The organism is Streptomyces morookaense (assembly GCF_013030945.1).
GTDB classification, from domain to species: Bacteria; Actinomycetota; Actinomycetes; order Streptomycetales; family Streptomycetaceae; genus Streptomyces; species Streptomyces morookaensis.
On sequence record NZ_JABBXF010000066.1, the window covers coordinates 42,538 to 63,854 of the forward strand.

Sequence of the window (21,317 nt, forward strand, 5' to 3'; positions counted from 1 at the left end):
GCTTCATGACATCGTGCAATGCCGTCACTCGCCGATCAGACCGTGCTCGTCCAGATAGTCCAGCTGCGCCCGCACCGACAGTTCGGCCGCGGGCCACAGCGTCCGGTCGACGTCCGCGTACACGTGCGCCACGACCTCGGCAGCCGTCCGGTAGCCGTTCTCGACCGCCGTCTCGACCTGGGCCAGGCGCTTGGCCCGGTGCGCCAGATAGAACTCGACCGCGCCCTTGGCATCGTCCAGCACCGGACCGTGGCCGGGCAGCACGGTGGTCACACCCTCGTCGACCACGAGCGAGCGCAGCCTGCGCAGCGAGTCGAGGTAGTCGCCCAGCCGCCCGTCGGGATGCGCGACGACCGTGGTGCCGCGGCCGAGCACCGTGTCACCGGTGAAGACCGCCCGGTCGGCGGGCAGATGGAAGCACAGCGAGTCGGCCGTGTGCCCCGGCGTCGACAGCACGTGCAGCTCCAGGCCGCCGGTCGTGACGACATCGCCGATGCCGAGCCCCTCACGGCCCAGCCGCAGCGCCGGATCCAGCGCCCGGACGGCCGTCCCCGTCAGTTCGGCGAACCGTGCGGCGCCGTCCGAGTGGTCGGCGTGCCCATGGGTCAGCAGGGTCAGGGCGATGCGCTTGCCCGCCGACTCGGCGGTGGAGACGACCGTCCGGAGGTGCGTCTCGTCCGACGGGCCCGGGTCGATGACGACGGCGAGGTCGGAGCCGGGTTCGGAGACGATCCAGGTGTTGGTGCCGTCGAGCGTCATGGCGGACGGGTTGGGTGCGAGCACGCAGACCGCTCGCTCGGTCGCGGGGCCGCCGATGGCCCCCGGGCGCGGCCGTCCGGGGAGGTCGGTTGCGTACGTCATGCGTCGGCTCCTGAAGGTCCGGTGGTCGGCTCGATGTGCCGGGTGAACTCGTCGTACCCCGGCCAGCTCAGCACGATCTCGCCGCCCACGAGGCGGGCGCCGGCGAGCACGGGAGCGAGATCCCGCCCGGACGCGGCGGCCAGGACCTCAGGGATGCTCGCGTACGGCTGCAGGGCGCGCAGGGTGGAGATGGTCGGCGGCATCATCAGCAACTCGCCGCGGTCGTAACCGGCAGCGGCGTCGGCGGGGGTGGTCCACACCGTCCGGTCGGCCTCCGTGGAGGCGTTGCGGGTGCGCTGGCCCTCGGGCAGCGCGGCCACGAAGAACCAGGTGTCGTAGCGGCGGGGCTCGAACTCCGGCGTGATCCAGCGCGCCCAGGCACCGAGGAGGTCGCTGCGCAGCAGCAGGCCGCGCCGTTCGAGGAAGTCGGCGAACGACAGCTCGCGGCTGACGAGCGCGGCCCGGTCGGCCTCCCAGTCCTCGCCCGTGGTGTCCGCGACGACCGTCTCCGGTGCGGGGCCGGCCAGCAGCACGCCCGCCTCCTCGAATGTCTCGCGCACCGCGGCGCAGACGATGGCCTGGGCCTCGACCGGACCGGTGCCCAGCCGCTGCGCCCAGTCGGCGGGGGACGGGCCCGCCCAGGGGACGTTCCGTTCGTCGCGCGGGTCCACGGAGCCGCCCGGATACGCGTACGCGCCTCCGGCGAAGGCCATGGAGGCGCGTCTGCGCAGCATGTGGACGACCGGCCGGCCGTCCGCTCCGGCACGCAGCAGCAGGACGGTCGCAGCACGGCGCGGCGCCACGGGCCGGAGCTCGCCGCGTGCGAGCGCTCTGATCCGGTCCGGCCACTCCGGCGGGTACCACTGGCCGTTCGAAGTCGACATGGCCGGATGCTATGCGCTCACGCTCGGATGTTCGAGAGCGCTTGGCGCGAACCAGCGCGAGGACAAGCACGAGGACAGGGCCTCGCGGCGAACGGCAGGACCGTCAGTCCTGCACCTCCACCACGATCTCGACCTCGACCGGCGCGTCCAGCGGCAGGACGGCCACGCCGACGGCCGAGCGCGCGTGCACGCCCTTGTCGCCCAGGACCTCGCCCAGCAGCTCGCTCGCGCCGTTGAGCACGCCCGGCTGGCCGGTGAAGTCCGGCGCGGAGGCGACGAAGCCCACGACCTTGACCACCCGGACGAGCTTGTCCAGATCGCCGATGACGGACTTCACGGCCGCCAGGGCGTTCAGCGCGCAGACGCCCGCGAGCTCCTTGGCCTGCTCGGCGCTCACCTCGGCACCGACCTTGCCGGTCAGCGGGATCGCGCCCTTGACCATGGGCAGCTGGCCGGCGGTGTACACGTACGCACCCGACCGCACGGCCGGCTGGTACGCGGCGAGCGGCGGCACGACGTCCGGAAGCGTCAGACCGAGCTCGGCAAGCCGGCTCTCGACGGCGCTCACTGCTTCGGCCGCTTCAGGTAGGCCACCAGCTGCTCGGGGTTGTTCGGCCCGGGCACGACCTGGACGAGCTCCCAGCCGTCCTCGCCCCAGGTGTCCAGAATCTGCTTGGTCGCGTGCACCAGCAGCGGCACAGTCGCGTATTCCCACTTGGTCATGCGCCCGACTGTAACGCCTGCCACCGACAGCCTCGTGCGTAGCCCGCGCGGCACTTGGTTAGGCTCCGATCCATGACCAGGCTCCATGTCGTCAGCGGCAAGGGCGGTACCGGCAAGACCACGGTCGCCGCAGCCCTCGCGCTCGCTCTCGCCGCCGAGGGAAAACGCACACTGCTGGTCGAAGTCGAAGGCCGGCAAGGCATCGCGCAGCTCTTCGAGACGGAGGCACTGCCCTATGAGGAGCGGAAGATAGCCGTGGCCCCGGGCGGCGGCGAGGTGTACGCACTCGCCATCGACGCCGAGCGGGCCCTGCTCGACTACCTCCAGATGTTCTACAAGCTCGGCAGCGCCGGTCGGGCGCTGAAGAAGCTCGGTGCGATCGACTTCGCCACGACGATCGCACCCGGCCTGCGGGACGTCCTGCTGACCGGCAAGGCGTGCGAAGCGGTCCGCAGGAAGGACCGTTCCGGCGGGTTCGTCTACGACCACGTCGTGATGGACGCACCGCCCACCGGGCGGGTCACCCGCTTCCTCAACGTGAACGACGAAGTGGCGGGCCTGGCCCGCATCGGGCCGATCCACAATCAGGCGCAGGCCGTCATGCGCGTCCTCAAGTCGCCCGAGACGGCAGTGCACTTGGTGACGCTGCTGGAGGAGATGCCGGTCCAGGAGACGGTGGACGGCATAGCCGAGCTGCGCGCGGCGAACCTTCCGGTGGGCGGGGTCGTCGTCAACATGGTCCGGCCGGGCATCCTGGACGAGGCGGCCGTCGAAGCCGCAGCCAACGGCCGCCGGACAGCCGTTGCGGGCGCCCTGGCACACGCGCTGGAGCGCACGGGCTCCGGCAGTGCGGCGGAGCCCCTGGTCGGTCCGCTGCTGGAACAGGCCCGTGAGCACACCGAGCGGCTCGCGCTGGAACAGCAGGGCCGCGCGGAGATCGCCAAGCTGGATCTGCCGGCCTACGAACTCGAACTGCTCGGCGACGGCGTGGACCTGGCGGGTCTGTACCGCATGGCGCGCGAACTGCGGACGCAAGGAGTCGATCGGTGAGTCTGGATGACGCAGCAGTGCTCGACATCGACCCCGTCCTGGACAACCCCCGGACCCGCATCGTCGTGTGCTGCGGCTCCGGCGGCGTCGGCAAGACCACCACGGCGGCGGCGCTGGGGCTGCGGGCCGCCGAGCGCGGACGGAAGGTCGTGGTCCTCACCATCGACCCGGCGCGCAGGCTCGCCCAGTCGATGGGCATCGAGGAGCTCGACAACGTGCCGCGCCGGGTGTCCGGCATCGACACGTCGGCGGGCGGCGAACTGCACGCCATGATGCTGGACATGAAGCGGACCTTCGACGAGATCGTCGAGGCGCACGCGGACCCGGAGCGCGCCCGGGCGATCCTGGAGAACCCCTTCTACCAGTCCCTGTCGGCCGGTTTCGCCGGCACGCAGGAGTACATGGCCATGGAGAAGCTCGGCCAGCTCCGTTCGCGGGACGAGTGGGACCTGATCGTCGTGGACACCCCGCCCAGCCGCTCGGCGCTGGACTTCCTGGACGCCCCCGGACGCCTCGGGTCGTTCCTGGACGGCAAGTTGATCAAAGTGCTGATGGCGCCGGCGAAGATCGGCGGCCGGGCCGGGATGAAGTTCCTGGGCGTCGGCATGTCGATGATGAGCGGTCCCCTGAACAAACTGATGGGGGCCCAACTCCTCCGCGACGTACAGACCTTCGTCGCCGCGATGGACACCATGTTCGGCGGCTTCCGTACCCGTGCTGATGCCACCTACCGGCTGCTCCAGGCACCGGGCACCGCCTTCCTGGTCGTCGCCGCGCCCGAACGGGACGCACTGCGGGAAGCCGCCTACTTCGTCGAGCGGCTGGCCGCGGAGCGCATGCCGCTGGCCGGGCTCGTGCTGAACAGGGTGCACGGCAGCGGAGCGGCGGGGCTCTCGGCGGAGCGCGCCCTGGCTGCCGCCGAGGTGCTGGCGGACGCCTCCGGCGAGGACTGCGGCCCCGGGCGGAACGAGCGAACCGGGCGGAGCGCGGCCCCCGTTGGGATCACGCGACCATCGGAATACCCAGAAAATCTTGACGGCTCCGGCATTGTGGATCGTGACAGCGGGCAAGCTGGCTCACGTACCGCTGACGACCCTGGCACCCTCGCTCCCACCGACACGTCCTCTCCCGAGAGCGGCTTCCCCCAGCCCGTGTCGTCGGAAGCGCCTTCCGCACCGCTGCCCTCACCGGCGCCGGGTTCCCCGGCCGACGCCGTGGACGGCTCTGCTGCACGGATCGCCGCAGGGCTGCTGCGACTGCACGCCGAGCGCATGCAGGTGCTCGCCCGCGAGCGCCGCACGCGGGACCGCTTCACCGCCCTCCATCCGGAGGTCCCGGTGGCGGAAGTGGCCGCGCTGCCCGGCGATGTGCACGACCTCGTGGGGCTGCGCTCGATCGGCGAACGGCTGGCCGTACAGTCCGCGGACCACGGCACGGCGGAGAGCGTGGCGGAGGGAGCCGCCGCGCAGGAAGCCGGGGAGACCAAGGATGCCGAGGATGCGGAAGGCGACAGACGGACCGACGCCACCGGGACCGTGAACGCCACGGTCGGCACAGCCGACGGCGGCGAAGGAGCCGGCACGCCGTAGTGGCGGCCGTAGTCGGAGTACACGCGCCGGGCAGGCGCCCTGCTGCGGGGCAGCGGGGCGCGGCTAGCCCACGGCGGCGTACTCGTCGTACTCCTCGCCCCCGAGGGGCAGGATGCCGGCGCCGCGCTCGTACTCGGTGCGGGCCGTCTCCAGGAGCCTGCGCCAGGAGGTGACGGTCGGCCTGCGCCGCAGCAGGGCCCGGCGCTCGCGCTCGGTCATCCCGCCCCACACCCCGAACTCGACGCGGTTGTCCAACGCGTCGGCCAGGCACTCCGTGCGCACCGGGCAGCCGGTGCAGACCGCCTTGGCCCTGTTCTGCGCTGCGCCCTGAACGAATAGTTCATCCGGATCGGTCGTGCGGCAGGCGGCCTGCGCACTCCAGTCGGTTACCCAGCTCATGCTGGCGCCGTCCTCTCCCGAATCGAGGCTCCCCCACGGCGGCAGCGGCATATTCACCGTTGCCAGTTGAGGACGTTACGGAAGGCAGGCAGGGGGCAACACCCCCTTCGGGCCCAATCTTGAATGGCCCGAACGGACTATGCGTACGCGGCAGATCACCCAACGGAGTGAGCTGACGACATCAGCGACTTTCCCCTGCATACGAGGGCGTTTCGCCCGCCTCGCAGCGGGCAACCACCGACACAGGCGGCAATACGGACACACCTCATCACCCACAAGAGTGAGGTCGAGGGTGATGCTGGAGCGCATCGCAGTGACTGGCGTGAAACAGCGTAGGCGAACACATGGGCGTCTGTCCGCCGAATGAGAACGTAGGCTTCCCTCCATGGCTACGAAGCGCTCCGGCGGGGGTCACCCGGTGACCCGGCAGGCCGCGAAATTCCTTGGTGTCAGCGTCCTTTCAGGAGTCGTGCTGGCAGGACTTGCCCTTCCGGGCATCGGCGCGTTCGGCCTGGTGGCCAAGGGCTCGATGGAGGGCTTCGACGAGATCCCGGCCGACCTCAGGACACCGCCCCTCAGCCAGCGCACCACCATCCTCGACGCCCAGGGCGGCGAGATCGCGAAGGTCTACTCCCGCGACCGCACGGTGGTCCCGCTGGACCAGATCTCCCCGTACATGCGCAAGGCGATCGTGGCGATCGAGGACTCGCGCTACTACGAGCACGGAGCGATCGACCCCAAGGGCGTGCTCCGCGCGATAAACAGGAACGCCCAGTCGGGCGGCGTCTCGGAAGGCGCGTCCACCCTCACCCAGCAGTACGTCAAGAACGTCTTCGTCGAGGAGGCCGGCGACGACCCCGACAAGGTCGCCGTGGCCACCCAGCAGACCATCGGCCGCAAGATCAAGGAGCTCAAGTACGCGGTCCAGGTGGAGAAGGAGCTCGGCAAGGACCGGATCCTCAACAACTACCTGAACATCACCTTCTTCGGGCAGCAGGCCTACGGCGTCGAGGCCGCCTCCCAGCGCTACTTCAGCAAGCACGCCAAGGACCTCGACCTCGGCGAGTCCGCGCTGCTGGCCGGCCTCGTCCAGTCGCCGAGCCGCTACAACCCGGTCCTCGCTCCCAAGGAGGCCACCAAGCGCCGGAACACCGTGCTCCAGCGCATGGCCGAGCTCAAGGACATCACCCCGGCCCAGGCGGCTGCGGAGCAGGCCAAGCCGATCCGTCTGACCGTCAGCAGGCCCAAGAGCGGCTGCATCACGGCGGTCGACGGTGCGGGGTTCTTCTGCGACTACGTTCGCAACGTCTTCCTCACGGACCCCGTCTTCGGCAAGACGAAGGAAGCCCGGGCCAAGCGCTGGAACGAGGGCGGCATGACGATCCGCACCACCCTCGACCCGCAGACCCAGAAGTCCGTCCAAAAGTCGATCACCGATCACGTCTACCAGACCGACCCGGTGGCCACCGCCGTCTCGATCGTCCAGCCCGGCACCGGCAAGGTGCTCGGCATGGGCCAGTCGCGGCCGTACGGCTTCGGCGAGAACCAGACGCAGATCAACTTCTCCGCCGACCACTCCATGGGCGGATCCAGCTACGGCTTCCAGACCGGTTCGACCTTCAAGCCGATCGTCGCGGCGGCGGCCCTGGAGCAGGGCACCTCGCCGTACCAGACATATCCCTCGCCGTACCGGATGCCGTACCCGGACTCGGTGGAGAAGTGCAAGGGCACCTGGGAGAACTCCGAGGGCGCGATGGTCAGCAACGAGAACCGCAGCGAGTCCGGCCCGTACGGGATGCGGGAGGCGACCGCCAAGTCGGTCAACACCTACTTCATCCAGCTGATCGGTGACGTCGGCATCTGCCCGGTGACCAAGATGGCGGCCAAGATGGGCGTGAAGCCCGCCGACGGCAGCAAGATGGAGCAGGTGCCGTCGATCGCGCTCGGCACCGAGGGCATGTCCCCGCTCACCATGGCCTCCGCCTACGCGACCTTCGCCAACCACGGCACGTACTGCACCCCCGTCCTCATCGAGTCCGCCACCGGCCCCGACGGCAAGGCCCTCCGGGTGCCCAAGTCGCAGTGCTCGCGGGCGATGTCCGAGCAGACGGCCGACACGGTCAACTCCCTGCTGAAGGGCGTGGTCGAGGACGGCACCGGCAAGGAGGCCGGGCTGGACGGCCGGGACAGCGCGGGCAAGACGGGCACGACGGACGAGCGCCGCGCCGCCTGGTTCGTGGGCTACACCCCGAACATGGCCGGTGCCGTGTGGGTCGGCGGTCCCGGCGCCAAGGGCGTCGACATGGAGAACATCACCATCGGCGGTGTCTACCACGACAAGGTCTACGGCGCCGACACCCCGGGCCCGATCTGGCGGGACGCCATGAACGGCGCGCTGGACGGCCGCGACGCACCGACCTTCACCCCCTCCGCGGCCGACGACAGCAGCACGGGGACCGGTGCCGGCACCGGCGACGACCGGACCGGCACGGGTCAGGGCACGCACAAGCCGGGGACGGGCAAGCCGGGGACGGAGAAGCCGGGCGGCGGGGCCCACAAGCCGGGGCACAACAAGCCCGGCAGCCCCAAGCCCGACCCGCTGCCCGGGCTCTCCATCCCGCCGGGCGTGATCGGCGGGACCGGCAACGAGCAGCAGCCGGGTCAGCAGGGACAGCCCGGTCAGCAGGGACCGCAGGAACAGCAGTAAGGGTGACCGGATACGCGGAAGGGGCGCCCGACCAGTGGTCGGGCGCCCCTTCCGTTGTTCCGTGCTGCTGTTCCGTGCTGCGGCCCGGCCTCAGCCCGCGAGCAGCTGCTTGACCGCGGCGGCCACCCGGCCGCCCTCGGCGCGACCCGCCACCTTCGCGTTGGCGAGCTTCATCACGGCACCCATGGCCTTCGGGCCCTCGGCGCCGCCGGCCTTCGCCTCGGCCACGGCCTCCGCCACGACCGCGGCGAGCTCCTCGTCCGACAGCTGCTTCGGCAGGTAGTCGGCGAGCACCTCGCCCTCCGCACGCTCGCGCTCGGCCTGCTCGGCACGGCCGCCCTTCTCGAAGGCGTCGGCCGCCTCGCGGCGCTTCTTCGCCTCGCGCGTGATCACCTTCAGCACCTCGTCGTCCGGGAGCTCACGGGCCACCTTGCCCGCGGTCTCCTCGTAGCCGATGGCGGAGAGAGTGAGGCGAAGGGTGGAGGAGCGCAGCTCGTCGCGCGCCTTGATGGCGGTCGTGAGGTCGTCCTGAAGCCTGGACTTGAGCGTGGTCATGCCGCAATCTTCGCATCCCGCACCCCTGCGTGCTCCGCATTAACGGCCGGGCGGACCGGGAACGGTGAACTCCCTTGGCCACACCGGCCGGTGAGCCGGTACCCGCCGCGGTCTGCAACGATGGACTCATGCGTGCGCGATACGGAGTACCCCTGGGCATCACGGCGGTCGGCGCGGCCGGCATCGCCTATGCCGCCGGTTTCGAAGTCCGCTCCTTCCGGCTGCGGCGGATCACCGTGCCGGTGCTGCCGCCCGGGATGCGGCCGCTGCGGGTCCTCCAGGTCTCCGACATCCACATGGTCGGCGGGCAGCGCAAGAAGCAGCGCTGGCTGCAGTCCCTCGCCGGGCTGCGCCCCGACTTCGTGATCAACACCGGTGACAACCTCTCCGACCCCGAGGCCGTGCCCGAGACCCTCGACGCCCTCGGCCCGCTGATGCGGTTCCCCGGCGCGTACGTCTTCGGCTCCAACGACTACTACGGGCCCAAGCTGCGCAACCCCGCGCGCTACCTGATGGAGCGGGCCACCGGGCGGCACGGCCTCAACGGCAACAAGCCGGTCGTCGGCGCGATCCACAACCCGTGGGAGGACCTGCGCGACGGCTTCGACCGCGCGGGCTGGGTCAACCTCACCAACACCCGCGGCTCGCTCAAGATCGACGGCATGGAGATCGCCCTCACCGGCCTCGACGACCCGCACATCAAGCGGGACCGCTACGCCCACGTGACGGGCGGGCCGAAGGAGGACGCCGACTTCTCGATGGCCGTCGTCCACGCCCCCTATCTCCGGGTCCTCGACGCCTTCGCGGCCGACCGCTACCCGCTGATCCTCGCCGGCCACACTCACGGCGGCCAGCTCTGCATCCCCTTCTACGGTGCGCTGGTCACCAACTGCGACATCGACACCGGCCGTGTGAAGGGCCTCTCCACCCACCAGGCCGGCGGCCACCGCTCCTACCTGCACGTCTCGGCGGGCTGCGGGACGAACCGCTACACCCCCGTCCGCTTCGCCTGCCCGCCCGAGGCCACCCTCCTCACCCTCGTGGCCCGCGACTGACCCCGCCCGGGGCCCCACCTGCGGGGCCCCGGGAAACCGGATTTCGTCTCCGGGCTCCGGTCCGCTAAAGTAATCCTTGTTGCTCCGGGGCCCGGGAAAACGGGAACCGGCGGAACATCGGGGTGTAGCGCAGCTTGGCAGCGCGCTTCGTTCGGGACGAAGAGGTCGTGGGTTCAAATCCCGCCACCCCGACAGGTGAAACACCAGGTCAGGGCCCTGATCCACTTAGTGGATCAGGGCCCTGACTCGTTTCTGGGCCCCGTTTGGGAGCCGACTTCGAAATCCGGCTCCCGGCAGGGCCTCTATGGGGAGTCCGGGCACCAAGGCCGACCATCGGCGAGACGCAGCTCATATGCCGCCGCCTTCTGTCAGCTCCCCGAGCCATGAACCCAAGGCAGCCGACCTCCACCCGGTGATCAGTTCTTAGGATCTGTCGTACCCCAACGCGATACTGTCCTGAGCTTGTCCGGACGGACGCGTACTGACGTGGGGGGGCCACGATGGCAGGGAGAAGCGGAGCAGGGGGCGACCCGTACGCTCGGGAGATCGCGCGGCAGGCCAAGGAACAGGAGAGGGCGCGGAAAGCCGCCGAGGCAGAAGCGAAGCGGAAGGCGCGCGAGGAGAAGCTGGCCTACGAAGCCGCCCGCGCTCAAGAAGCCGTCGACCAGAGCAGCGTGGTCGAGCATGACACCGAGCAACTCTCCTCGCTGCTGCGCACCGCCGTCCTCGACAACCGGCCGTTGGCGTTCAACAGTCTCCGGCAGGAATTCACGCCCTCCGTGTTCGCGCCCAAGGCGGAGCTCTCCCGTGAGACGCCGGCCCCTCGCTGGGAGGAGTACGAGCCGACGCCTCCACGCGGACTCCTGGGCGCCCTCGGCTTCAGGCGCCGCGCCTACGACGCGGAAGTAGAAGCTGCACGCGAGCGGTACGACAGCGCTCTACGTGACCAAGGCCGCAAAGAACAGAAGCGGCTGAAGAAGGTACAAGAGGCACGTGCTGAGCACGAGGAACGCAACCGGCGGAAAGCTGCCAAGGTCGAACAGTGGAACTCTCGCATAGAGGAGCGCAGGACCGCGTACCGGGACAGGGACGTCGAAGCCGTCGAATGGTTCATAGACCAGGCACTGGCTGCTTCCAGGTACCCGCATGGCTTCCCCAAGACCCACAAGGTCTCCTACCAAGCTGACACGGGCGACCTTCTCGTGGAGATCGACCTTCCTCTGGAAGATGTGGTTCCAGCGGCGCGCGCATACCGGTATGTGAAATCGCGCGACGAGATCGTGCCTACCCCGCGCCCCGAAAAAGAGCGCAAGGAGTTGTACGCGTCCGTGCTCGCGCAGACTGCTCTCCGCGTCGTGTACGAGCTCTTCGCCGCCGACAGCGACGATGTCATCAAGTCCATTGCGCTCAACGGGCACGTCGCAACCATCGACCGGGCCACAGGGCGGGACGTGCACCCCTGCCTGATCACTCTTCAGACCGACCGGGAAGAGTTCGACCAGCTGGTCCTGACACAAGTGGACCCCCGCGCCTGCCTCAAACGCCTGCGTTCGCTGATCTCGCCCAACCCGTACGAACTGGAACCGGTACGCCCGTTGGTCACGTTCGACCTGTCCAAGTTCCGCCTGATGGACAGCCTGGACGTCGTAGCGGGCCTGGACAGTCGCCCCGTGCTGATGGACCTCTCACCCACGGAGTTCGAGCACCTGGTCAGGCAGCTGTTCGAGGCAATCGGTCTCGACAGCGTGAACACCCAGCCGTCGAAGGACGAGGGTGTGGATGCAGTTGCCATGAACACCGATCCGGTCATGAAGGGCCTGTGCATCATCCAGGCGAAGCGCACGCGCAACGTCGTGCCCTTCGAGACTGTCTCCGCGCTGGCAGGAGTCGTAGAACACAAGCGGGCCGCCAAGGGGATTCTGGTGACGACCTCCTGGTTCGGGAAGGCCAGCGAGGCGTTCGCCAACGAGCATGGGCGGCTCGAACTCCTCGACGGTGCCAATCTGGTGCACTTGTTCAAGGAGCATTTGGACTTGGACGTCATCCCCGGACCGGTTCCGCCGAAGCGCCGCCCGCGGTAGTCGCCAGTCGCCATACGGCGCGTCCAGCGCCTCGCACGCCAAGGAACGATCGGGGAGTTGCTGCTCTTTGCTACTGCGCAAAGAGCAGCAACTCCCCCCTGAGCTTGGCGCTATATAACTCGACCTGCGCGCCCCCGCAGGAGCGTGTTGAGTACGCGCACCGGTGACGTAGGACACATCGCCAAGCGGGCGTCGAGCGCCGCCTCCCACTGCTCGGTCAGGCCGAGCATGAGGCGCTTGCGCATGCCGGGCGTGACGTGGGCATAGCGCGCCGAGACCGAGCCGTCGAGGTGGCCCATGCGTTCGTCCATGAGGACCTTCTCCGTGCCGAGGTCCTCCATCATGGTCCGATGGGAGTGCCGCAGCCCGTGAGGGGTGAGTCCCTTGGCGATCGGAATCCAGCAGGAGTCGGCTCGCTCACCGGCGTTGCGCCCTCAGACAGGGACACCTGGCCACGGCTCGCCGAGCAGCGGAACGGGCCGTGCCTCCTGTGGCGCTTTCTTCGGGTACCAGCCGGACACCGCCGGGGTGAACAACCAGGTCGCGAACCCGTTCCTGCGCCAGTGGGCCGCATGCCCCGGCACACCGCCGCCGCGTACGAATCCCAGGTCCGCGATGGCCTGCTCCACCCGCACACGCGTGGCTTCGGTGACGCGGTCGGGATGGTTGCGGAGCGCGCCCCGGAGAACGTCGCCACCCGACTGCTGGCCACCCGCGTGCCCCGGCACCCCTATCTCACGCTGGACAACGACCTCACCGCGCACGAGCGCCGCGCACTGGCAGCGGTCCCCCCGATCTCGGGGCAAGCGACCACTCTGCTGGCAGGTCTCGTTTCCCGCTACAACTTGGTTGACCGGCGTGGCCACTGGGCGACCAGTCTGTCCTGGGACCCTCTGGAGCGCCCCGGAGTCGAACGCCGGAAGGAACCGGAAGTGATCCGGCACGGTCCCGTACGTCGGCTCTGGGGCGCCGGCGACTCATGGGAGCTCCGCTGGACCGGCTATCCCGAACCCCGCGACCTGGCTCTGGCCCTGACTCACCGGGAGGCCGGGGTCAAGGGCGCGGAATTTACCCGCCACGGTGACACCTACCGGGTGGTGCTGGGCACCGCCTCGCTCGACCTGTGCGATGGGAAGGGCTGATCCATGCCGTTCCTCACCGGCAACCCGGGGTCCGCACCCGTGCTGATGGCTGCCGTTGTCCTCGGAGTCCTCCGCTTCATGTTGCCGAAGGATTCTCGCCATCGCCTGGAGCTGTGGAAGGCAATCCTCGAACACCGACGCCAGCGTTGGCAGGTAACGGAGCGCCGCCGCAAGATTGGAAGGTCCGGCAAGACCGGCCAACCGGATCTTCCTGCTGAAGCGGAGCGAGGCGGCGGTCACCGATCAGCTCAGCGAGGGCGAGTACGGGACTGAGGCCCGGGAATGAGGTTGACGCCGCAGCCTTGTTGCACGAGCTAAGTGCCGGTCTGCAAACAGCACGAGACCCCTCAGCGACCAGCCTGGCACCTCTGCCACCCCGCCGTTCGGTCGGCTGAGGTTCACGGCCGGAAAAGAGGGTCCGCCTTCGGCGCATCACGTGGGAGCCATCTGGGAGCCGACCCGCTCCCCAAGCCCGCACCACGCCACGCGAGACTCGCCGAACCCAACGCCCTGACCTGCGGAAAAGCCAAACAGGCAGGTCTCGATCTTGCCCGAACCTCGTTCGGGACGAAGAGGTCGTGGGTTCAAATCCCGCCACCCCGACAGTGAAGTACCAGGTCAGGGGCTCGGTCCAGTGAATGGATCGGGCCCCTGAGTGGTTCCTGGCGACCACTTGGGAGAAACCTGGAAGAAGATCTTGGTCGGCTTCTCCCAGACTGATGCGACCACCACCGAGCGACGTTGCGTCGCGGGCAGCTCTCCCTGCCGCCCGTTCGCGAACCCGAGCACCCAGAACGACGGACAACCCACGTGGACTCGTGTTGTACGCACAGAGGCATGGCCTGCACGCAAGCACACCGGGCCGCGAAGCTCCCTCCACTGACGCCACGCCGACTTCAGCGCCTACTGCGACCAGAGAGAAGCCCTTGCACTCAAAGTGACATAGCTAATACGCTCCGTCCGAGCGACTTGTTCGAGATCCCCGCATTGTGGGCGGCCGCTTCTCATCAGCCAGGCTTGCCCTTGGCGCAATCGAGCAGCAGTCTCCCTGATCGTGCTCCCTCAGCTCAGGTCTTCTTCCTTGCTGCCGGGCCGGACGATGTGTGGTTCGGACTGCACCAGACGTCTCGGAGGGCTGCTCCGCAGACCGACACGGGTGGAGGTCAGCGGCATCACGTTCGCGCTCTCGCTCTGCTCGACGCATCCGCGTCAAGCAGCAAGAACGCCGACAGCCGATGCCCATAGGCATCGGCCTACCCGCCGGAGCGCCTCCCCGTGCCCATCGATGACACCCTCACCATCTCTATCGACCTCGACCAGGCCGAAGTCACCCTGGTCGTAGGCATTCTCCAGCGTGCGGCCGACGAGTGTCGCGCCACCTCCCCATCTGACGTAACTACGGACCAGGACGCCGGCATCACCCTGGGCCAACTGACCGCGCGCTGGACGGACATCGCGGAGCGCGAGCTGCACTGCGCCGTGGTGAATTTGCACGGCGAGCGATTGTTCACTGTTCCGCTGACCTCCGAGGGCTGGTACCAGGTCCGGGCGGCACTCAGTGCCTGTGTCGCCCAGCTTTCCGGTGAGCTGGACGACAGCACGCCGGCTGATGCCCCAGACCGAAAGCGGATGTATCGCGCGCTGCACTTGGCGCACAAGATCGCGGAGGCCACCAATGACCGATGAGTCCCTGGCGGGGCTCCATGACAACGAGGCAGGTTGGCAGCCCGAACCCTACGTTCTGCCGCGTCTCGCCGCCGTCGATAACCTTGCCGCGGCGCTGTTCGGCCGGGGGTTGAGTGAGGAGGCAGCCGAGGCGCTCGCCGGGGCGGCCGTGCAGCCGGAGGACATGCGGCGGAAACTGACGGACGTCAACAAGCTGCGTGTTCAGGGCGGCACGCTGCACATTGTCGAAACCCGCCTGTGGTCCGCCTCGGTGGTCCCACACCCGGCCAACCCCCGTGAGTACGGCCGCCGGAATTACGCTCTGGGGGGCGCTTCAGCCGCCCTGCGGATCCTCCCGGAGCCAGAGTCGGTCCCAGAACGCGGTCCGCAGTTGCAGATCCGGGTGCCACATCCCAACGACCTGGCGCATCGCCTGGATGATGCCAAGGAGCGGCTCGTCAAGGAGAACCCCCTCGACGACGACATCGCGGCCGAAGGCGTGCTCCAGCCTCTGATGGTGGTTCCCATGGTGGTCTGTCACGACAGAGCCCCAAACCGACCAGTCATGCTGCTGATCACCGCCGACGGTTCGAGCCGAATCAGCGCGGTCCACCACTTGCTCGGATACCGCCCTTCGCTAATCGCGTATGACTGGGCGAACGACGTCCGGAAGGTCCGGCGGGAGGTCAATCGATGGCTCCGGCTGGTACAGAAGCAGGGATGGGACGCACTCAGTTCGGCAGAGCAGGGCATGGTGCGCGCCTTGACCGTGCCCGCCCGGGTCGTGGTGGGTTTCGTGCCCGACATCCGAGCCGGTGTCCGCTTCCACATTGCCGTACGTAACTTCATCGGTCTTACCCATATTCGGCCGCCCAGGCCGTACGGGTCTGCCGTGGAGAACGAGGCAAAGGGGGATGCGGTCCTCGACTCGCTAGCCGAACCCACACGTAGCAGGCCCGCACGGATCACCCCCCAGGAAAAGCGCTGGTTCGCAGGCATGATCACCGAGCAGGAGGCGGCCGAGGAGGGTTTCAGCCCATACCAGGACGTACGCACTGCAGAAATCGTCCGGACCGTACTCGGAGGCGGTACCGGCACCGCGCGGCGGGTCAACGAAGGAATCCGCTCGCTGACCGCGAAACAGCGCCCTGAGCACGAGGACCGCGTGGACATCGCCGTAGAGCTGATCCTCCGGCCGGTGCGCACGGCCAAGAACGACGCTCTTCCGTATGTCCGCCCTCGGCGTGCCGTGCTGCAACGTGCCTACCGTCTTCCGGAAATCAAGGAGCTGCCCGCCGACGCACTGTTGGAGGGAGCGCTCGACAGTGGCCGATCATTGGAGGAGCTGCGGGACGCCGCGTTGAAGGAGGCTGCGGAAGGGCTCGGTGCGAGCGGCAGGCTGGGCGTGGCCCAGACGGAACTCGCGGTCAAGGCTTCTTACTACATGGTCACCGCCGGCACCATGGCGCTCCAAACCGAAGGCTCCGGTGCGGCCCGTGCACAGGACAGCCGCAGCGCGGTCGGGGTACTGCGGGCGATGCTCTCCCAGCGGCGCGGGGTGATCCAGGCGTACGAGGTCGTCCGTGCGGGTCGGCTGGGCAGGCCTTTGCACGAGGTCGACGAGGACGGCGCACCGATCTACACGGACGATGGTGGATACCGCGAACTGACAGACGCGTTGGTCCGCCACACGTACAACGGCGAAGCACTGACCGAGGCGGTCGTGGGACTGCCCGCGGCACGAGCGCGGTGGGCAACGGTGACGAAGAGCGTGGACAACCTGTGCCAGGCTGTGAGTGCCATGGAGTCGGTTCCCGCGTACGAGGGCGGTGGCAGCCTGGTCAAGCGGGAGGGATGGGACCCACCGGAGATCGAGAAGGCCCGCCGCTACCTCGATAAGGCCAGCCGCACGCTGGCGGACTGGGCGGATTGGTATCAGGAGCAGAACGATGAACCGGGCCAAGGCGCCGATGCCGATGCCACAGGCATCCACGATCTGTAAAAGGGGATATGAGTCCCATCCGTTATCGCCCCTCCTGGCTGCCGGTTCACACTGCCCAACCACAGCACGTCACGCGATCGGGTCATGGCAGCGAAGAGCTGGCTGCCTGCCAGCTCGGTGCGCTCGCGTTCGGTTCCGATTCTTCCGCATCGGGTGGTGTGTGGGAGCCGTTCACCAAGGCCTCGTCGTGCTCCGGGAGGTCAACGCAATTCAGCTCCAATCCCTTGGCTCGGCGGTAGCTGCCGAGTTTGACGGCGTTCGTGGAGCCGCTGGTAGTGGCCGATGGTGGTCATGGACAGGCGCAGCACCGGTCGTGTTCGACTTGTGTTGCCTTCGAAACGCGGGTCACGTTGCCATCGCGATACGTGAGATCGACGTCTCGGCGACCTGGCATTCGAAGCCCGTCGATGTCCTCGAAGGATTCCTCGGCGACGAGCGCGGTGTCAGGGATCTCTTTGCTGTTGCGGTAGTTGGTGCGCAGCGCTTGCCCGCGGTCACCGCGGATGCCGATGCCTGCGTCGGACAGGCGGCAGCCGCCAGGGTAGACGGCCTGTTGGCCGTCGCCGACCAGCAGCAGTCCGTTGAGCGCATCGCCGACGAGAGCATGTAAGGGCCGTACCCCGACCAAGGTCAGGTCTCGAACCGTTGCACCGTGCTGAGCACGCTCCCGAAGCATCAGAGCTTCCTACTCCGCCCGCGCCTCGTCCCAGCAATGCTGTCTGCATGCCACACGGTGCTCGGCCAGCTCGCCGAACGGCCACGGCCAGACGCCCCAGCCAGCGGCCAGGGCGACACGCTCGACCAGGGTGCCGAGGGACTGAGCGGCCAGTCCGGCGGCGGCAGTGCCGGCCAGGAAGGTAGCCAGCAGCACGACCTGGCCTCCCACCGTGGTGCCTCGGCAGCGTTCGAGATCACATGGATGAGCTGGCCAACGTCCAACGCGGCACTGTGCCCGAGAGTGTGCCCGACTACGGCGACCGCCAAGTACAGCGCGCCTGGTAGTACGAGCAGGGTCAGCCACCGCTCGGCCAACTTCTTGTCGAGTTCGCCAAGAAGTACTCCCACTACGGGAGCCTCTCCCGGATCAGCGCCGTCTCTGCGGGGTTGAACCGGCAGCGTGGCATGTCCTCGCGCACTTCGTTACCAGAGCGACCAATGCACAGCTGCAGGGGACACCGGTACACGACGTCCTGAACAGCAACACCGGCCGGCAATGCGCTGCGGCCTGTTCCCCTGTACACCCCGGCGGGTCCCCTGCGCGTCGAACCGCTGCGTGTTGGGTGTCCAGCAGGGCGATGAGTGCGACGCCGTCCACGGCCGGCCTACCGACTGCGGCTTCGAGAGCGCTCAAAGCGGCGCCATCCTCGGCGAGCAACTCGACGAGTTCGTCCCGATGCTCGCACACGTACCACAGCCCCTTGGCGATCCTCAGGCTGCCTACTTCCGCCTGACTCGCCATACCGAACTCTCTCAGGTCTGCATACACCGGGAAATCCAGCCGCCGCCCCGCTCTCGTCCCGACTGCCCGCTGGCTTTGCGCGGCTGTTCGGCCGGTCCACTCTGCGCGAGAGGCGTATAAGCGGATGGGGCACCACCAGTCACGCGTCTGCCCCCAGCACCACATCGCGCAAACTCGCACTCGCAACACGGTGCACCAAAGCATCCACCGTGCTGCCGCACCACCGCTTGGGAGAATCCTGGCAGCATCGGTAGGCATCGGGCGTGCGTCCCCTTCGTTCGGGACGAAGACCACCCCGACATGCCAGCTCAGGGCCTTGGTCCAAACATTGGATCAAGGCCCTGAGTCGTTCCCGGGACCATGCGGAAGCCACGGAGGACCCCGGCGGTGAAGTTCCCCAGCAGGCACGTGGTTTCACGGGTCCGACCCGTCATCTCTCCCCCGCCAACGGACCCCCCGATTCCGCAAGTTATCCACAGCCCCCAGCAGGATGTCGTCCCCCCGGCGCAGAATGGGGGCATGACCGAGAGCAACGCATCCATGCCGGACTGGGAGAAGCGCTTCCGGGCGCCGCGGACGGGGCTGCCCGGGTGGGCGCTGGAGGCGCCGGAGCGGGCGCTGTTCGCCTCGAACGCGACGGGCACCTTCGAGCTGTACGCCTGGGACCGCGCCACGGGCGAGCAGCGGCAGGTCACGGACCGGCCGCAGGGCACCACGAGCGGCAGGCTGTCGCCGGACGGCGCCTGGATCTGGTGGTTCTCGGACACCGACGGGGACGAGTTCGGCACCTGGGTGCGCCAGCCCTTCCACGGCGGGGAGGACGAGCCCGCGACGCCCGGTCTCGGGCCCGCCTATCCGGACGGGCTGGCCCTGGGCCGGGACGGCTCGGCGGTCGTCGGGCGGTCCACGGAGCAGGGCGGCTCCAGCATCCACGTCGTGCGCCCGGGCCGGGAGCCCGTCGAGATCTACCGGCACCGGCAGTCGGCCGGGGTCGGCGCGCTGTCCCACGACGCCTCGCTGATCGCCGTCGAGCACACCGAGCACGGCGACGCCATGCACGCGGCGATCCGCGTGGTCCGGGCGGACGGCACGCCCGTGGCCGAGCTGGACGACACCCGGGGCGGCACCGTGGAGCTCGGCCTGTCCGCGCTGGGGTTCGCCCCGGCCGACGGCGACTCCCGGCTCCTCGTCGGACACCAGCGGCGCGGCCGCTGGGAGCCGATGCTGTGGGACGCCCTGACGGGCGAGGAAACGGCCCTGGCCATCGATCTGCCGGGCGATCTGGACGCCGACTGGTTCCCGGACGGCTCCGCCCTGCTGATCGAACACAGCTACAGGGCGCGCAGCGAGCTGTGGCGCTACGAGCTGGCGAGCGGCGAGCTGACCCGGCTCGACACCCCGCAGGGCACGGTCTCCGGCGCGCTGCCGCGCCCGGACGGGACGGTGGAGTTCCTCTGGTCGTCGGCCGCCGAGCCGCCGGTCGTGCGCTCCACGGCAGGGCATGTCGTGCTGAGCCCGCCCCCGGGCCTGCACGGGATCACCGAGGCCCCGGGCTCGGTGCCGGTCGAGGACGTGTGGGTGGAGGGCCCCGGCGGCCCGGTGCACGCCCTGGTGCAGCGGCCCGCGGGCGAGGGCCCGTTCCCGGTCGTCTTCGACATCCACGGCGGTCCGACCTGGCACGACAGCGACGCCTTCGCCGCCCAGCCGGCCGCCTGGATCGACCACGGCTTCGCGGTCGTACGCGTCAACTACCGCGGTTCCACGGGCTACGGGCGGGCCTGGACGGACGCGCTCAAGCACCGGGTGGGCCTGATCGAGCTGGAGGACATCGCGGCGGTCCGGGAATGGGCCGTGGCGTCGGGGCTCGCGGACCCGGCCCGGCTGGTGCTGGCCGGCGGCTCCTGGGGCGGCTATCTGACGCTGCTCGGGCTGGGCACCCAGCCCGACGCCTGGGCACTGGGCCTGGCGGCGGTCCCCGTCGCCGACTACGTGACCGCCTATCACGACGAGATGGAGGCGCTGAAGGCCCTGGACCGCACCCTGTTCGGCGGCACCCCGGAAGAGGTGCCCGAGCGCTTCGCCGCCTCGTCGCCGCTCACCCACGTCGACCGGGTGCAGGCGCCGGTCTACATCTCCGCGGGGGCGAACGACCCCCGGTGCCCTATACGCCAGATCGAGAACTACGTGGAGCGGCTCGCGGAGCGCGGCCACCCGCACGAGGTGTACCGCTACGACGCGGGCCACGGCTCGCTGGTGGTGGAGGAGCGGATCAAGCAGCTCCGGCTGGAGATCGCTTTTGCCGAGCGTCATCTGGGCCGTCCGAAGAGCCGTCAGGCGTGATGCCGAGCTCCTCGTCCCGCAGGGCCTCGACCTCGCGGCGGAACAGCCGGAACCACATGAAGACGACGAAGCCCGCGAAGACGAACCACTCGCCGGTGTAGCCGAGGTTCTGGAACGCCTTGAGGTCCAGGCCGCTGTTGGGCGCGGCGGCCGGGGGCACCGGCACCATGGGCGCCGTCGCGGTGGGCGTGGTGATCCAGGCGTCGTACACCTGGTACGGCACCAGGTTCACCAGCGAGGCCGCGCTGATCACGCCGAGCTGTCCGGAAGGCAGCCCGCCGGAGGCGTTCACGCCCTTGGATGTCGGGCTCTCCGACGCCTGGAGCGCACCGGTGACGGTGACGTCCCCGGCCGGCGGGGCGGGCACCTTGGCCGTGTCGGCCGGGGAGTTCGCGTCGCCGGGCAGCCAGCCGCGCACGACGGGCAGCGCCTTGCCGCCGTCCGTCCGCAGCAGGGTCAGCACGTAGAAGCCCTGGCGGTCGTCGAGCTGCCGGTCCGGTACGAGCAGTTGGTGCCCGGTGTCGTAGTGCCCGGTGGCCCGGGCCCGGCGGCCCGAGGTCACGGTGCTCACGGGCAGCAGATCGGCCAGCGGTTCGGCGGCCGCGGTGCGGGCGTCCTCGGCCTGGGTCTGCTGATCGCGGTGCGAGTCGACGCGCGTCTCGAAGCGGCCGAGCTGCCAGGTGCCCAGGAACAGGCACACGGGGATGGCCAGCACGGTGAAGACGTTGATCCCCCACCAGCGGGGAGTCAGCAGGAACCGATACACACCACCACGGTACGGGCAGCGCCCGGCGGGGCGGCACCG

The 21,317-nt window shown here is 69.2% G+C and carries 18 protein-coding genes, 1 tRNA gene and 1 pseudogene; 10 read left to right on the top strand and 10 right to left on the bottom strand.

Going from position 1 to position 21,317, the window contains the following annotated elements; translation table 11 throughout:
- Positions 1-24: 24 nt before the first annotated feature.
- The 4 genes from HG542_RS25170 to sp36 all read right to left on the bottom strand — a co-directional run bounded on the left by HG542_RS25170 (position 25) and on the right by sp36 (position 2,468).
- Positions 25-861, bottom strand: a complete 837-nt coding sequence (locus tag HG542_RS25170; protein WP_171085214.1) for an MBL fold metallo-hydrolase — start codon at positions 859-861, stop codon at positions 25-27.
- Positions 858-1,745 carry an NUDIX hydrolase gene (locus tag HG542_RS25175; RefSeq protein WP_171085215.1) on the bottom strand — a complete coding sequence of 296 codons (888 nt, stop codon included), beginning with the start codon at positions 1,743-1,745 and terminating at the stop codon, positions 858-860. The genes HG542_RS25170 and HG542_RS25175 overlap by 4 nt, the downstream gene beginning before the upstream one ends.
- 103 nt (positions 1,746-1,848) lie before the next feature.
- Positions 1,849-2,313, bottom strand: coding sequence for a RidA family protein (locus HG542_RS25180; RefSeq protein ID WP_171085218.1), 465 nt, complete (start codon positions 2,311-2,313; stop codon positions 1,849-1,851).
- Positions 2,310-2,468, bottom strand: coding sequence for a Sp36 family protein (sp36, locus tag HG542_RS25185; protein ID WP_171085219.1), 159 nt, complete (start codon positions 2,466-2,468; stop codon positions 2,310-2,312). Before sp36 ends, HG542_RS25180 begins: the two co-directional genes overlap by 4 nt.
- 72 nt (positions 2,469-2,540) lie before the next feature.
- On the opposite strand from sp36, the gene bagA reads away from it, so the two are divergent.
- On the top strand, positions 2,541-3,518 hold the full coding sequence (gene bagA, locus HG542_RS25190) for an ATPase BagA (RefSeq protein ID WP_171085221.1): 978 nt from the start codon (positions 2,541-2,543) through the stop codon (positions 3,516-3,518).
- Complete coding sequence (bagB, locus tag HG542_RS25195; protein WP_171085223.1) at positions 3,515-5,107, top strand: ATPase BagB; 1,593 nt, start codon at positions 3,515-3,517, stop codon at positions 5,105-5,107. Before bagA ends, bagB begins: the two co-directional genes overlap by 4 nt.
- 63 nt (positions 5,108-5,170) lie before the next feature.
- Here bagB and HG542_RS25200 read toward each other — a convergent pair whose 3' ends face one another.
- Positions 5,171-5,506, bottom strand: coding sequence for a WhiB family transcriptional regulator (locus HG542_RS25200; RefSeq protein WP_171085225.1), 336 nt, complete (start codon positions 5,504-5,506; stop codon positions 5,171-5,173).
- Between the two features lie 385 nt (positions 5,507-5,891).
- On the opposite strand from HG542_RS25200, the gene HG542_RS25205 reads away from it, so the two are divergent.
- Complete coding sequence (locus tag HG542_RS25205) at positions 5,892-8,213, top strand: transglycosylase domain-containing protein (RefSeq protein WP_171085227.1); 2,322 nt, start codon at positions 5,892-5,894, stop codon at positions 8,211-8,213.
- Positions 8,214-8,303: 90 nt separating this feature from the next.
- Here the strand turns inward: HG542_RS25205 and HG542_RS25210 are convergent, their stop codons facing one another.
- Positions 8,304-8,768 (bottom strand): GatB/YqeY domain-containing protein, encoded by a 465-nt coding sequence (locus tag HG542_RS25210; RefSeq protein WP_171085230.1) that lies wholly within the window; start codon positions 8,766-8,768, stop codon positions 8,304-8,306.
- Positions 8,769-8,896: 128 nt separating this feature from the next.
- Here HG542_RS25210 and HG542_RS25215 point away from each other — a divergent pair, with 128 nt between their 5' ends.
- The 3 genes from HG542_RS25215 (at position 8,897) to HG542_RS25225 (ending at position 11,904) form a co-directional block, all read left to right on the top strand.
- Positions 8,897-9,823, top strand: a complete 927-nt coding sequence (locus HG542_RS25215) for a metallophosphoesterase (protein WP_171085232.1) — start codon at positions 8,897-8,899, stop codon at positions 9,821-9,823.
- A gap of 118 nt (positions 9,824-9,941) precedes the next feature.
- Positions 9,942-10,015: transfer RNA gene (locus HG542_RS25220), tRNA-Pro, on the top strand.
- Positions 10,016-10,323: 308 nt separating this feature from the next.
- Complete coding sequence (locus tag HG542_RS25225) at positions 10,324-11,904, top strand: restriction endonuclease (protein ID WP_171085235.1); 1,581 nt, start codon at positions 10,324-10,326, stop codon at positions 11,902-11,904.
- Positions 11,905-12,014: 110 nt separating this feature from the next.
- Here HG542_RS25225 and HG542_RS25230 read toward each other — a convergent pair.
- Positions 12,015-12,572 (bottom strand): annotated as a pseudogene (locus HG542_RS25230) (LacI family transcriptional regulator); the annotation flags it as partial.
- Between HG542_RS25230 and HG542_RS25235 the strand changes: the two are divergent.
- The 3 genes from HG542_RS25235 (at position 12,468) to HG542_RS25245 (ending at position 16,713) form a co-directional block, all read left to right on the top strand.
- Entirely contained in the window at positions 12,468-13,046 is a 579-nt protein-coding gene (locus HG542_RS25235) for a hypothetical protein (RefSeq protein WP_171085162.1), read from the top strand. The pseudogene HG542_RS25230 and the gene HG542_RS25235 overlap by 105 nt on opposite strands.
- A gap of 1,275 nt (positions 13,047-14,321) precedes the next feature.
- On the top strand, positions 14,322-14,732 hold the full coding sequence (locus tag HG542_RS25240) for a hypothetical protein (protein WP_171085237.1): 411 nt from the start codon (positions 14,322-14,324) through the stop codon (positions 14,730-14,732).
- Complete coding sequence (locus tag HG542_RS25245; protein WP_171085239.1) at positions 14,722-16,713, top strand: hypothetical protein; 1,992 nt, start codon at positions 14,722-14,724, stop codon at positions 16,711-16,713. The genes HG542_RS25240 and HG542_RS25245 overlap by 11 nt, the downstream gene beginning before the upstream one ends.
- A gap of 289 nt (positions 16,714-17,002) precedes the next feature.
- On the opposite strand, the gene HG542_RS25250 is transcribed toward HG542_RS25245, so the two are convergent.
- Together HG542_RS25250 and HG542_RS25255 are read right to left on the bottom strand one after the other, a co-directional pair.
- Positions 17,003-17,389 carry a hypothetical protein gene (locus tag HG542_RS25250; protein ID WP_171085241.1) on the bottom strand — a complete coding sequence of 129 codons (387 nt, stop codon included), beginning with the start codon at positions 17,387-17,389 and terminating at the stop codon, positions 17,003-17,005.
- 9 nt (positions 17,390-17,398) lie between these two features.
- Entirely contained in the window at positions 17,399-17,584 is a 186-nt protein-coding gene (locus HG542_RS25255) for a hypothetical protein (protein WP_171085243.1), read from the bottom strand.
- A 1,107-nt stretch (positions 17,585-18,691) separates the two neighbouring features.
- Between HG542_RS25255 and HG542_RS25260 the strand changes: the two genes are divergently transcribed.
- Positions 18,692-20,512, top strand: coding sequence for a S9 family peptidase (locus HG542_RS25260; RefSeq protein ID WP_373313147.1), 1,821 nt, complete (start codon positions 18,692-18,694; stop codon positions 20,510-20,512).
- On the opposite strand, the gene HG542_RS25265 is transcribed toward HG542_RS25260, so the two are convergent.
- Positions 20,442-21,278 (bottom strand): SURF1 family protein, encoded by an 837-nt coding sequence (locus tag HG542_RS25265; protein ID WP_171085245.1) that lies wholly within the window; start codon positions 21,276-21,278, stop codon positions 20,442-20,444. The genes HG542_RS25260 and HG542_RS25265 overlap by 71 nt on opposite strands.
- Positions 21,279-21,317 lie beyond the last annotated feature (39 nt).

Bases quoted from the DNA above. Each gene is read 5' to 3' on its own strand.
- HG542_RS25205 (WP_171085227.1), top strand. From the start codon at position 5,892: ATGGCTACGAAGCGCTCCGGCGGGGGTCACCCGGTGACCCGGCAGGCC.
- HG542_RS25210 (WP_171085230.1), bottom strand. From the start codon at position 8,768: ATGACCACGCTCAAGTCCAGGCTTCAGGACGACCTCACGACCGCCATC.
- HG542_RS25175 (WP_171085215.1), bottom strand. From the start codon at position 1,745: ATGTCGACTTCGAACGGCCAGTGGTACCCGCCGGAGTGGCCGGACCGG.
- HG542_RS25245 (WP_171085239.1), top strand. From the start codon at position 14,722: ATGACCGATGAGTCCCTGGCGGGGCTCCATGACAACGAGGCAGGTTGG.
- HG542_RS25225 (WP_171085235.1), top strand. From the start codon at position 10,324: ATGGCAGGGAGAAGCGGAGCAGGGGGCGACCCGTACGCTCGGGAGATC.
- HG542_RS25200 (WP_171085225.1), bottom strand. From the start codon at position 5,506: ATGAGCTGGGTAACCGACTGGAGTGCGCAGGCCGCCTGCCGCACGACC.
- HG542_RS25250 (WP_171085241.1), bottom strand. From the start codon at position 17,389: ATGCTTCGGGAGCGTGCTCAGCACGGTGCAACGGTTCGAGACCTGACC.
- HG542_RS25260 (WP_373313147.1), top strand. From the start codon at position 18,692: ATGACCGAGAGCAACGCATCCATGCCGGACTGGGAGAAGCGCTTCCGG.
- sp36 (WP_171085219.1), bottom strand. From the start codon at position 2,468: ATGACCAAGTGGGAATACGCGACTGTGCCGCTGCTGGTGCACGCGACC.
- HG542_RS25215 (WP_171085232.1), top strand. From the start codon at position 8,897: ATGCGTGCGCGATACGGAGTACCCCTGGGCATCACGGCGGTCGGCGCG.
- HG542_RS25170 (WP_171085214.1), bottom strand. From the start codon at position 861: ATGACGTACGCAACCGACCTCCCCGGACGGCCGCGCCCGGGGGCCATC.
- bagA (WP_171085221.1), top strand. From the start codon at position 2,541: ATGACCAGGCTCCATGTCGTCAGCGGCAAGGGCGGTACCGGCAAGACC.